The 12,415-nt window shown below is 33.5% G+C and carries 11 protein-coding genes; 5 read left to right on the top strand and 6 right to left on the bottom strand.

Annotation, left to right across the window (positions count from 1 at the left end; all coding sequences use genetic code 11):
* On the bottom strand, positions 1-1,653 hold the full coding sequence (locus RTL21_RS06430; RefSeq protein ID WP_312094499.1) for a copper resistance CopC/CopD family protein: 1,653 nt from the start codon (positions 1,651-1,653) through the stop codon (positions 1-3).
* A 250-nt stretch (positions 1,654-1,903) separates the two neighbouring features.
* On the opposite strand from RTL21_RS06430, the gene RTL21_RS06425 reads away from it, so the two are divergent.
* A complete protein-coding gene (locus tag RTL21_RS06425; protein WP_312094497.1) occupies positions 1,904-2,077 on the top strand; it encodes a hypothetical protein in 174 nt (57 codons plus the stop codon).
* A gap of 242 nt (positions 2,078-2,319) precedes the next feature.
* A complete protein-coding gene (locus tag RTL21_RS06420; RefSeq protein ID WP_312094495.1) occupies positions 2,320-3,339 on the top strand; it encodes a cation diffusion facilitator family transporter in 1,020 nt (339 codons plus the stop codon).
* A gap of 143 nt (positions 3,340-3,482) precedes the next feature.
* Here RTL21_RS06420 and RTL21_RS06415 read toward each other — a convergent pair whose 3' ends face one another.
* Positions 3,483-3,890 carry a hypothetical protein gene (locus RTL21_RS06415; RefSeq protein WP_312094493.1) on the bottom strand — a complete coding sequence of 136 codons (408 nt, stop codon included), beginning with the start codon at positions 3,888-3,890 and terminating at the stop codon, positions 3,483-3,485.
* 236 nt (positions 3,891-4,126) lie between these two features.
* Entirely contained in the window at positions 4,127-5,287 is a 1,161-nt protein-coding gene (locus RTL21_RS06410; RefSeq protein WP_312094492.1) for a metallophosphoesterase, read from the bottom strand.
* A 248-nt stretch (positions 5,288-5,535) separates the two neighbouring features.
* Here RTL21_RS06410 and RTL21_RS06405 point away from each other — a divergent pair, with 248 nt between their 5' ends.
* Together RTL21_RS06405 and RTL21_RS06400 are read left to right on the top strand one after the other, a co-directional pair.
* Positions 5,536-6,471 (top strand): MerR family transcriptional regulator, encoded by a 936-nt coding sequence (locus tag RTL21_RS06405; protein ID WP_312094490.1) that lies wholly within the window; start codon positions 5,536-5,538, stop codon positions 6,469-6,471.
* 181 nt (positions 6,472-6,652) lie between these two features.
* Positions 6,653-7,447 carry an HAD family hydrolase gene (locus RTL21_RS06400; protein WP_312094488.1) on the top strand — a complete coding sequence of 265 codons (795 nt, stop codon included), beginning with the start codon at positions 6,653-6,655 and terminating at the stop codon, positions 7,445-7,447.
* Positions 7,448-7,511: 64 nt separating this feature from the next.
* On the opposite strand, the gene RTL21_RS06395 is transcribed toward RTL21_RS06400, so the two are convergent.
* Complete coding sequence (locus RTL21_RS06395; protein ID WP_312094486.1) at positions 7,512-7,949, bottom strand: hypothetical protein; 438 nt, start codon at positions 7,947-7,949, stop codon at positions 7,512-7,514.
* Between the two features lie 335 nt (positions 7,950-8,284).
* Between RTL21_RS06395 and RTL21_RS06390 the strand changes: the two genes are divergently transcribed.
* Entirely contained in the window at positions 8,285-8,602 is a 318-nt protein-coding gene (locus tag RTL21_RS06390; RefSeq protein WP_312094484.1) for a thioredoxin family protein, read from the top strand.
* Between the two features lie 70 nt (positions 8,603-8,672).
* On the opposite strand, the gene ppc is transcribed toward RTL21_RS06390, so the two are convergent.
* Both ppc and RTL21_RS06380 read right to left on the bottom strand, forming a co-directional pair.
* Positions 8,673-11,435: a phosphoenolpyruvate carboxylase gene (gene ppc, locus RTL21_RS06385; protein WP_312094482.1), complete on the bottom strand. Its 2,763-nt coding sequence runs from the start codon at positions 11,433-11,435 to the stop codon at positions 8,673-8,675.
* 439 nt (positions 11,436-11,874) lie between these two features.
* Positions 11,875-12,174, bottom strand: coding sequence for an iron-sulfur cluster assembly accessory protein (locus tag RTL21_RS06380; RefSeq protein WP_312094480.1), 300 nt, complete (start codon positions 12,172-12,174; stop codon positions 11,875-11,877).
* Positions 12,175-12,415 lie beyond the last annotated feature (241 nt).

The following is a 12,415-nucleotide window of genomic DNA, read 5'->3' as shown; positions in this document are numbered from 1 at the left end:
TTATCTTACTTGTATCGAAAAGGAATAATCGAGTGATTCTAATTCGTCCGTTAACACATGTACTTCCACATTCCAATTTCCTGGCTGATTTAGTTGGAGATTTTCTGCAAAATAATGCCCTTCCTTCTCTTTCGTTAAAGGAAAACTCGTTTCTTTGTCCCCATTTATTAAACTAATCGTAATTTGTTCAATTGGATCAATGGTTTTGCGATTATTATCAAACACAAATACTTCATATTGATTTTGAACACCTGTTTTTTTGGGTGTAATGGATAAACTGATATTTTCATTATATCCTAATTCTGCTTCCTCATAAAACGGCAAATCAATTGGCAAAGTTGGTGTTTGAATTTGTGTAAAACCACTAGTTACTAGCAATATTAAGATTCCAAGTGCTATTTCTATTTTAATGGATATTTTATAGAACTCTTTCTTTTTTAAAAGATTTCTGCTAACTAAGTGATAGGCTCCAAAAATCAACATTAGTACTAGTAATGCTATCTTAATAAGTAAGATTTTTCCGTAGGCAGTACTTACTAGCGAATGGAAATCCGGAATTAATAACGAAGCGTTTATCGCACCTGAAATAGCAAGAACAGCAACAGAGAAAAGGGCCCATAACGAATATTTTTCCATACTAGCCCAATATAGATCATGTCCTTCTCCTCGTTTAGCAAAAATCCCTTCCCTTAAAAACAAGATAATAACAAGCATTCCGCCTAGCCAAATAGAAGCTGCAACCAAATGAGAAAAATCAAATAAAATAGCGACTGTTTCATATGGCGAACTAGATGGATGACCAAGAAACGCTTTTGAAAGCAAAATACCTAAAAATGCTATTCCGGGGATAATCCAACGTTTTTTTTCTAAAAATCCTTCCTTTTTCAAAATGGATAGATGAGCAATAAATAGAGTAATCAAGAGGATTATTTGCACAATCCAAATGGTTCCTTCTTTCGTACTTTTCAACGTTTCCGTCAAATTACTAACGTTTAGAGAAGCTAGTAAACCACCACCTGCATAGCTTTGTGTTTGAATGAAGATGGAGCTGATAATACTAATGGCAAGTAAGCCTATAGCAGTAATCGAAACGGTCTTCGTTCTTTTTACTAATCTACCAGTTAATTTATTACCTTTATACCAAATCGCATAAAATAAGAAAAGTCCCATATATAAAGAAAAGCCAATATAAAGGAATCCCTTATTTATCATAGTACTAATGAATGTAAGCAGATTTCCATTTTCTTGTTGCGTTGGAAAGGTTGCACCCTCAGGTAGTTCTCCAATACTAAAAGGAATCATCCCAGAAACAGAATGCCCATCTGCTGATACTACTCTCCATTCAATCGTATAAATATCGTTTGGCAAGTCAGATTCTAAATCGACTTTTATCGATTTTTCCGTTTTTGGATCTATCTCGACATTCTTCTGATCTACCCTTTCTCCAGAAGAATTTAAAACATTTAATATAGTAAAACCAGTTTGGATTTTTTCATTAAACTCTATGTAAACATTAGTCGGTGCTTTCTCTAATATTTCATTTTCACTAGGATTAGAATTCGTTATGTATGCATGTGCTGATACTGTATGAATTCCGGTAAAACAAAATATAAGTGCAAACACTTGAAGCAAAAGCAGCTTTTTCCATTTCACGTTTTAAATCACGTCCTTCTATATTCATCCTGTATACCTTTCAATTATAGCGAATGAAATCCTATTCGTACAATGAAGCGAATTAACGGATAATGAATCGATTAAACCTGAAAAATTAAGTCATTTTTTGTCTTCCTATAGCAAATTCTGCGCTTTCCCAAGAAATAATTACTTTATTTTTTGTATTAACATCGTATATTTTTGTTCCTAGGTGTAAACAATAAGAACAAAATAAAAAGGAGGTAAGTCAATGGATATTAGCATGACTGCTGATGAAGTGATGTTGGCTATTCAACAATTGCGTTCAAATGGCATGAATATGAATAAAAAGAAAGTAAAACAAAGCCATCCAGATTTAATGCGCCATGCGCTACATTATTTCCCCGATTGGAACAGTGCGGTTGAAAAAAGTGAATTAGCTTAAAGTAACCGACCGCTTACTTCTTAGACATACATATTCAAAGTTTCGTGTGACAACACCATAGACTTACGAAAAAGCCTTCTGTAATGTTTTTTCTACAGGACCACTATAAAGAAGAATACAGAAGCTCATAGAAGCTTCCCATAAACATGAAAACTATCTTTTAAAGATGGCCATTTATTGGGAAGCTCTCTTTTTATTTCCATCTAATTGGATAATGTAAGGAAGAAGGGTACTACATTACGATGAAGGAATTCATAATTTTACTTAAAAATGGAAATCGCTCGGCGCTCCTTGCTGCGCTCGTAAATACAATTATCTCTATATTAAAAGGAGTTGCTTATTTTCTCACTGGCAATGTAGCTATGTTTGCCGAAACCATGCATTCTCTAGGGGACGCAGCCAACCAAATTTTTGTATTTATCGGGTCAGCATTAAGTAAAAAAGCTCCGACTAAGCGGTTCCCTGGTGGATTTGGTAGACTAGTTAATGTAGTTTTATTATTTGCTGTTCTTATTGTAGGTATTATGGCATACGAAACAGTCCGAGAAGGCATTGATCATGTCATTAACCCAGAGGAATCCACTGGCTTTTTACTAAATATCATTGTTCTTTCCATCTCTGTTTCTTTGGAATTTACTGTGCTAATAAAGGCAATGAAAGAAATTGTAACAACTGCTGGTTTAAAACCTAGAGGACTGAAATTATTCACCTCTAGTTTCACCTATTTAAAATCTGCAAAACCAGCAACAAAATTAGTTTTTTTAGAAGATTCAGTGGCAACAGCCGGGGGAATTCTAGCCATTCTTGCTGTAGTTGTATCTGAATGCACAAGTTTTAAACAGGCAGAAGGAATAGTATCCATCATAATTGGAATCTTTATGTTTATCGTTGTCGGAAGAGTTTTCTTAGACAATGCAGCAGGAGCAATTGGTGAAGCTGATTTAGAAATGCAGGGAGTAATTGGCGAAATTACGATGAGCGATCCTGATGTCCGTGATATTCAAGACCTCACTGTTATTAAAGAAGGCGAAGATTTCCATGTCGAACTTAGTATAGAAATCGATAGCAAATTAACAGTTGAACAAGTAGACAAAATAAGACAGCGCATTGCACAACAAATATTAACAGAAAAAGGAGTAACTGATGTTATTATTGAGTTCGATAAAGACGATGGCATTTTAAATTGGCCCCATTCCATTCATAAATATGAAAAACGCAAAAAAATGATAGAAAAACAATCAACATGGAAAAATGTTGATTGAATTATTTTGATTTTTTATTAGGTTGATTTTGTAAAATTTGTTGACAGCATATTTTTCTTTCGATAAACAATCTACTCTTAATTGAAACGCAAAAAAGGTCAGGAAATCTTAATTTAGACACCCTGACCAAAAAATCAAACTACTTATTCAATTATCGCATCTTCAAAGGGTGCATAAAATACTCCTTTTGGGGCGAGGATATTAGTTTCTGATTCCTCTTCCCTCCCATTAACTATATAGCTACCTGCTGGGAAGTAATCATAATAACCAGACTTCACATGCAAATCCACGTAATATTCATCCAGTTCTCTCATTAATACATGATAAGCTTCTCTATCCATAATTTCTCCTATTTCATCGAGTTCAAAATTTTCTCTAACTGCCTCTAAGAAAGGTTCGTAGGAGTCTGCGGCAACATATAAATCGACATCACAGCAATCCATGCAAAGTAGGACCTCTTCTCCTTTGATATTTTCATATGCATGATCGACCATTTCTTTTAAAATCTGTTCTATCTTTTCTTTATTAACCAAATTCATGGTTGTTTTCACTGAAATTCCCTCCACCTATTTACGAGCTACACAAAATACCGTATAGCTTAATCATACACAAAAACAAGTACAAAATGAACTAATATCCTTTTAGTACTTGTCTTGTTTCGTTTAGATAACGATATATGCATCTACTCGTATGAACGAAGACTATCTTCGCCTGAAAATAAATTAGTAATTTTCTATATAGCTGTTCCGTTTTAGTTTTCTCGTACAACTAAACTTTTCATTCTATTTTAGTCTAAATGATTTAATAACTGCTTGCTATTCATATACTCCATTGTTTCCTGTTGATACCTCGAAAGGATGTATTCGATTTGCGGCAACGGAGATACAATTGGTATTTTCTTTTTTTTAATAATCCGAATGATTGGCTTCGCAGTTGATTTTGAATCCTTTATTAGCCATTTCTCCTTTTTCTTTTGCAGGGTCAAATCGATAATCCCTAGATGATTCCCCCAATTCCCTGCTTGTACAGATGGTATCCCATTAATCAATCCTTTTTCATGGTTAACCCCTTTAGGGCCCTTTTCTCCTTTTACTGGAAAAACGCCATGTGAATGACCATAAAGAATGACGTCAATGCCCTCCACCCTACTAATATCCCTAACATTATTACCAGATTTCGGTCTGTAATCCTGATCAGAGTACAAACCAGCATGTACTAAGGCAATAATTAAGTCAGCACCCTCTATTTTCATTTGCGGGACGATTTCTTCGGCTGTTTTCCGCATATTTTTTATTATTAGCTTATTTTCAAAATGTTCCTTATCCCATACCTGGGTTATGGGGGTAATTAGCCCAATTACTCCCACCTTTATCTTTTCTATTTTTCCATTTTCGTTTACGACTTCTTTATCTAATAATAAATATGGTTGAAAAAAATGGATGTCGTCCTGTTCATAATCATTGCGATCATCGACATAAATATTCGCATTTGTATATGGGAAATCCGCCCCCATTAATGTATTTACTAGAAAGTCCAAACCATAATTAAACTCATGATTTCCGACTGTTGCTGCATCATACCCCAATAAATTCATGCTTTTATATGCTGGATGAATATCGTTTGAATAAAACATTGGGGAACTCGCAACATATTCTGCTAATGGACTTCCCTTTATAACATCACCTACATCAAACAATAATGTATTCCTTTGTTCCCTTTTTGCTTGAAGAATCATGCTTGCAACACGGTTAAATCCATATTCAATCGTTTTCTTTCTTTTCTCATAATTATAATCCAATAGATAAGAATGAATATCTGTTGTTTCTAAAATTCTCAGTTTTACTATAGATTCTTCGATATTTGTACTTTTTGCTTGTATTTGTTTAGCGCCAATTTGGATGAAAAGGATAAGTGCGATGGAAAGAATAAATACAAATTTCTTCTTCATATGGATATCTCCCCTATTTCCAGCTTTCCTTTCGATTCTCTTAGTTTATACATTTAACGATAGAACTACACAAGAATCATGAAAGGATTCTACAAAATGATTTCCTGTATTAGAAAAATCGGGAAAATTGTCAACAAATTAGAAGTTTTGATAGCTTTTGTCTTGTTGCAGGATAATCCTTAACCATTCTTTAAATATTACATTAAAGATGATTATATTACGGTGATTATTACAAAGGAGAGAGAGAAATGAAGGCATATACGATAAGAGAAGCATCTAAAAAGCTTACAACAACACCTACAACGTTAAAACAATGGGAAAAGGATCTACAAGGAATTCTCGTGATACCTAGAACCAAAACAGGTGCCCGTATTTATACAGAAAAAGAGATTACTTTACTCCATGAAGTAAAAAACTTATATAAAGAAAAACGAAAGACTGCAGAAGTCAAAGAAACTTTAACAATGCTCATTAATCGACCTAAAAAAGTAGAAATTCAAGAGCAAAAGACAGTCGAACCAATAACACATACTTCGATTGAAGTACTTGAAAATAATGTGAACGAATCATTAGAAACGGATTATTCAAATACAGCAGAGAAAAACTTCCGGTTGCTTCTTTCCTCTTTGGAAAATTATAAGCAAGATTTTCTAGAAGAAGTCAAAGGTGAAATCAGAAATGGAATAAAAAAAGAAGTTCTAGAAACGATTACGAAGGAAATGAAAGCGGGCCATGAAGAAACGATTCATCATATTACAAATACAGTGAACAAGACTCAGAAAAAAACTACTGAACATTTAGAGGAATTCTCAGAACTATTACATACCAATACCGAAAAAACAACAACTGAATATGAAGATATCCGTACCAAAATCAAAAAACTTTCACAAATATCGAAAGCTGAAAGAAAAACGTATTCTAAACAATGGACATCAAACGAATCTTCTACCAAGGAAATTAAATCAATGATTGACCATCTTTCGAAATCGAATGAGGAATTGAATAAAACAGTCGAGCAATTAAATGAAAATGATCAATATTTAATGGAAACACTTCGACTAGAGCGAGAACAAATGAATAAAGAAATCAAACAAAGAGAAAGAAACTTTCAAGAGTTAGTGCAAACCTTTCGTCATACAGCTGTAGCCAATGAAAAAAGGAGACAATGGTGGAAAATTTGGTAAAAATCGAATGGATTAAGCTTTATTCCAGCCTTACCCTCCATATACAATAAATCTTCTGTAAATTTAACGTAAAGAGTAATCAAAAATTTCTCCCTTTTTGATTACTCTTTTTCCTTTGCTCTTTTTATATGATAGTATGTAATGGCAGAGATGTATTAGTATTTATTAATTGGAGGTAAAAATGTCTACAAATTATAAAATTTTATTCCTTGATATTGATGGAACCATCTTAACACCAGATGATACAATTCAAGATTCAACGAAAGACGCAGTACAATTGATGAAGGAAAAGGGATTAGAAGTCTTTTTAGCCACAGGAAGACCATTACATGAAATCTCACATATCGGGGAAACACTTGCTATAAAATCGTTTATCGGCTACAATGGCGCATACGCAATACATAATGGCAAAGACGTATTTAGACAGCCGATGCACCCAGACTTAGTAACTAAATACTTAGCTATCGCAAATGAAAAAGGAAACGAATTAATTTTATATACAAATATGCATAATCTTCTTTCCCATCCGGAAGGAGAAATGACTAAGCAATTTAGCCAGAAGTTCCATCTAAAGCAAAATAAAGCTTTTACACTAGAGGAAAAAGAAAATATCCTTGGAATTACAATTATTAACTTAAAAGAAGAGGATATTGCCTTATATGAAGAATTCCCAGATATCCATTTATCTCAAGTAAACATCGATGGGTTTAGACATTCTTATGATGTCATAAGTGATAAAGTCAATAAAGGGTTTGCTGTATCCCTCATTCTAAAAAAATTAGGGATCGAGAAGGAATCCTCTATTGCCTTTGGAGATGGCCTTAACGACAAAGAAATGCTACAAGTAGTTGGGGAAGGTTTTGCAATGGGAAATGCCCATGATATGCTTTTTTCCTATGCAAAACATAAAACTACTTCTGTTACAGATTCAGGCATTTATAATGGACTAAAGTGGCTTGGATTAATTAACGAATAGATGTAAAACGGACTATAAATCAAAAGGGTCAGTCCTCCGTATTTCCTGGAGGCTGACCCTTGTTTTAAACTTCTGTACTCTCTTCGCTAATATCCTTGTCATTTAAATGCTGCAATATTTTCTTATCGAAATATTCTTCGTTCATTTTGTAGGAAATTTCAAACGCCGGCGTTGTTGCGAACTCTCTTTTTATCCAATAATAATTATCTTCTTTTAATGGCTCTGCTAAATCAAGCATAATGGAAACTTCAAGAGAGATAAGATTCTTATTCTTTGTAATAGTTACCGTTGGATTCGTACTTCTTGCCACTTTATTTATTAGCTTTTTATTAAAAAGCATGGAAAAATGAAGCTCATTGCCGCTTTTATTTTTTTTGTTTAGTTTCAGTAAATAGGAATCACCTAGATCTACTAATTTCTCTTTATCCATATCTTCAATTGCTAAAACTAATCGTATGTACATGTTTTCCACAGGGGAAATATTTATTTTTGTCGAACTCATTCGTAACCTCCTCTTACTTGAAACCGTGAAATTGACCCTTTTTATCATATGACAACATACCCTTTATTATAACGAAAAAAACAATCCAAAAAAATATCAGAATGAACAAAAAAATTATTTCAATATATTTTCCCTAACACGCTTTTTTCTGCCAACTTTTCCTACCTTGTATATTCTTCTCTTTCTAATGCTATATTGCAAATAAAATGCTTAGACTTTACTTCATAACGATTAAAAAAATGCTTCACAAAGGTAAAAAATGCTGCTTAAGTGTATAATAAACGTTATATAACTTATTAATAGTTAAATGAAATTTATAATGAGGAGTTTAGAAAATGAAAAAAATTAAAACAGTAGAATCATTTGAAGAAATCATTCACAATGGGGAAACAAATATCGTGAAATTTTTTACAACTTGGTGTCCAGATTGTACAAGAATGGATATGTTCATCGGTGAAATCATCGAGGCTAATAATGACAAAACTTGGTATACCCTTAATAAAGATGAACTACCAGAAATAGCTGAAAAATATGATGTAATGGGAATTCCAAGTCTACTAATTTTTAAAGATGGCGAAAAAACAGGTCACTTACACAGTGCAAATGCAAAAACGCCTGAACAAGTAGAAGAATTTTTAGCAGCTCATAAGTAATGCTATTTTTTAGAGTACACAAAAAAGACGAGAGGAATTCTCGTCTTTTTTTGCCTTCTCTATATTTCCATCAACCAGTATTGCGTAAGCCTGCAGCAATACCATTGATCGTTAAAAGAACTTGATTCATTAATTCCTTATCTGGCACTTCCTGTTCGCGAAGCTGCTTAATTAACTCCACTTGGAAGAAATTCAATGGATCCACATATGGATTTCTTCGATATACTGATTCTTGAATACTAGGAGTATGATCAAGCAATTCTTCAATCCCTGTAATTTCCAATAAGATTGCCCTTGTTTTATCATATTCATCTTTTATATTTTGATAAATACGATTCCCAATCGCTTCATTTTCAACAAGTGATGAATATTCTCTAGCAGTCGTTAAATCTGCTTTCATTAAAGCCATCTGCAAATTATCAATTGTTGAACGGAAGAATGGCCATTTAGCATACATTTGCTTGAGGACATCAATATTACCTTGCTTTTGTTTTGCAAATTCAGATAGACCCGTACCAGACGCATACCAAGCTGGAAGCAATTGTCTACTTTGCGTCCACGCAAATACCCATGGAATGGCACGTAAATTTTCAAATGTTGTCTTATTTTTTCTGCTCATTGGTCGAGAACCAATTTTTAAATTGCCAATCTCATTTAAAGGAGTTGCTTCCTTAAAATAGGTCATAAAATCAGGATCATTAAATACCAATGCTTGATATTTTGCAAGCGAAATAGCTGATATTTCTTCCATGCAATTTTCCCACAGATTTCTTTCCTCTTTATGTTCGCTAACATCCTTCGAGATATGGGCAATGGCCATAAGCAATGTTGACGTTGCTTGTTCTAAGCTTCGATAAGCAATATCCTCTAATAAATAACGGGATGATAATACTTCCCCTTGTTCTGTAATCTTTACCCCATCCCCTAATGTTTCAGCTGGCTGAGAAAGAATACTTTTATTTAAAGGACCGCCACCACGACCAAGTGAACCGCCACGACCATGGAAAAACTTCAAGCCGACTTGATAATTACTTGCCATTTTATGAATTTCTCGTTGTGCCTTAAATAGCTTCCAGTTTGCCGTTAATGTTCCTCCGTCCTTACTACCATCGGAGTAGCCTAGCATAATTTCCTGTTGGTCATTGTGTTGTCGTAAATGCTCACGATATACTGGCATACGGAATAAAGTTTCAACAATTTCGGGACCAGCAATTAAATCGTCAATTGTTTCTAACAATGGCGCGACATTTAAATGACTTTCAACCGTTCCGTCTGCATGTAAGCGATAAATCCCTGCTTCTTTTGCTAATACTAACACTTCAAGAATATCACTTGGTGATCTTGTCATACTTATTAAATAGACATTTATAGCCCGTTCTCCAAATTTCTTATGTGCCTCTCTAATCATTGTAAATGTACTAATCATTTCCTGTGTTTCTTTTGAGTAGTCCTCATTTAACAACAGAATCGGCCGAGGATCATTTAAGACTGATTCAAGAATACGTAATTTTTCATTTTCAGGCAGGTTTTTATAATCATCTGATATGCCAACTTTACGTAAAATCTCATCAATTGCTGCTTCATGTTCCCCACTATGATTACGAATATCCAATGTTGCTAAATGGAAACCAAACAATTGCACTTGACGAATCAATTTTTGTAAATCCTTTTGTTGATGTGCTTTCGGTTGATGTAATGCAAAGCTCTCTTGAATTAAAAATAGATCATCTAGTAATTCTTCTGCTCTAACATAGCCTTTTTCAGACTTTCCATACTCTTTCAATCTTTCTAAAATAATAGAAAACTTTCTTCGATAAACTTCTTTTTCTACAGGCCATTTCTTTTCAGGAGTTAAATATAGCTGTTCTTCCTCCGTAATCGTCTGTATTAACTTGGAGCTCACCTTGACGCGATTTGTAGAATGACTAAATTTCTTCATTAATTCGTCAACTGCTTCAATGTATTTCTGAATAACCAATTCATTTTGCTTATGAAGTGTCTGCCATGTAACATCTGGTGTTACATTCGGATTTCCATCTCGGTCTCCACCAATCCAAGAACCAAACCATAGGAAATTAGGTACTTTCCATTCAAAGTTTGGATAGTTTTCATGAAGTGCATCCTGAACTTCTTGATGGATTTCTGGCAAAACATCAAACAAAGTTTGCTCAAAATAATACAGCCCATTTCTTACTTCATCCATTACAGTAGGTCGCTCTTGACGAAGTTCATCTGTCTGCCACATGATAGTAATTTCTTCAAAAAGATCATCGTTTAAATGTTGGCGTTCTTTCTTTGTTAACATTGGATTATCCAGTTGTATAAGGATATCCGCTATTCTTTTTTGAATTTCTAAAATAGTACGTTTCGTTGATTCAGTCGGATGTGCAGTAATAATTAGCTCTAAAGAAAGAGTGTTTAATACTTCTTGTATTGTTTCTTCCGATAAATTTTTATCTTTAAATGCCATAATTGCACGATCAATTGAATATGGCTGGACACCTTTTTCTTGGCTTAATTGATATTCTCTTCTACGACGAATGCGATGATTTAATTCGGCTACATTCACTAAATGAAAATATTTAGAAAACGCTCGAATCACTTGACGTCGCATAGGTTTCTCTAATTTTTCCATTTCAATCTTTAATTGATTATATGTATGTTCATTATTCGTTTCCCGCAGTTCTTTTGCTAACTTCCGAATATTCTCTACCTTTTCCAATAATTCATGGCCGCCATGGTGGATAAGTACTTCACCTAGTATATTACCAAGGTGTTTAACATCTTTTCGTAAAGGTAAACTGCTCTCATTTCCTTTTATCGTTGTTGTCATTAGATTACCATCCCTTAATCTAAATTTTTTAACATAAATACTTTATTACCATTAATCCTATCACTATTCTTTTAAAAATTCATTAACAAAAACCAATAATTAATAGATAGAAAAGATAGATTTCTGCTAATTTATCTAATTTTTATATCATTCATTCAAAAACAGGAAAAAATTGTATTTCATACAGCGGATTTGCTGAAACTAATCGGTCGATAATTTTTTTTCTGCAACCTGATAATTTATGTTACATAATGTATATAACCTAAATAATTTAATGTGTAAACCTTTTTTCGTAAATTCATTTGAATTTGACGGTTATTTTTTAGTACAAGTTCCATTAAGTAGCAACTTGGTTAAAATATCAAACATAATGAAAAAAATGCGAGAAATTATATATTGTGGAGTATGTAAAAAGGAAGTGTTTCCACTTCCTACTTTTTTAATGATGATGATGTTCTTTAGCTGGATTATAAATTGTAAATCCTGGTTGTGGCACATGGAAATATTGAATCCATACGCCATCCAAGAAGTCAGCATCTCTAGTATCCAATAATATTGGAATGTCCTTGTCCGACTGCACAACTTCATCATGCTCAGTCTTTTGGTCCAATTTCAGATCATAATGAGCATGATTTCCATGATTCTCTGTTATGTAGACGCGAATCATTTCCCCTTCTTCAGCTTTTGCTAGCATTTGGTTAAGTACTTTAACCGCGTGTCTGTTTATTTTGACTTTCATCTAAAAATTCCTCCTAAGCAAACCTTTTGCCTTCTTCTAATACTCTTCCATTGTAATCGCCTGATGTGTCGTTTGCAAATAATCAAGACTTTTTGGTGAATTTAATAAAAATATAACTTATTCACAAAGTCTTCTTTCGAACGAACAAATTCTTATTTTTCAATAAATACAGTTAATTTAGATAGACGCAGCAACACACTATCCGAAAAGCCAAATAAAAAAGCAACCCCGCAGCGAAGTA

The organism is Niallia sp. (assembly GCF_031978665.1).
Classification (GTDB): domain Bacteria; phylum Bacillota; class Bacilli; order Bacillales; family Cytobacillaceae; genus Niallia.
Note: the sequence above shows the minus strand (reverse complement) of the source record. Positions and strands in the feature narration are given on the sequence as shown.

Coding starts and splice junctions, on each gene's coding strand:
- RTL21_RS06400 (WP_312094488.1), top strand. CDS start 6,653: ATGTCTACAAATTATAAAATTTTATTCCTTGATATTGATGGAACCATC.
- RTL21_RS06420 (WP_312094495.1), top strand. CDS start 2,320: ATGAAGGAATTCATAATTTTACTTAAAAATGGAAATCGCTCGGCGCTC.
- RTL21_RS06405 (WP_312094490.1), top strand. CDS start 5,536: ATGAAGGCATATACGATAAGAGAAGCATCTAAAAAGCTTACAACAACA.
- RTL21_RS06410 (WP_312094492.1), bottom strand. CDS start 5,287: ATGAAGAAGAAATTTGTATTTATTCTTTCCATCGCACTTATCCTTTTC.
- RTL21_RS06395 (WP_312094486.1), bottom strand. CDS start 7,949: ATGAGTTCGACAAAAATAAATATTTCCCCTGTGGAAAACATGTACATA.
- ppc (WP_312094482.1), bottom strand. CDS start 11,435: ATGACAACAACGATAAAAGGAAATGAGAGCAGTTTACCTTTACGAAAA.
- RTL21_RS06425 (WP_312094497.1), top strand. CDS start 1,904: ATGGATATTAGCATGACTGCTGATGAAGTGATGTTGGCTATTCAACAA.
- RTL21_RS06380 (WP_312094480.1), bottom strand. CDS start 12,174: ATGAAAGTCAAAATAAACAGACACGCGGTTAAAGTACTTAACCAAATG.
- RTL21_RS06390 (WP_312094484.1), top strand. CDS start 8,285: ATGAAAAAAATTAAAACAGTAGAATCATTTGAAGAAATCATTCACAAT.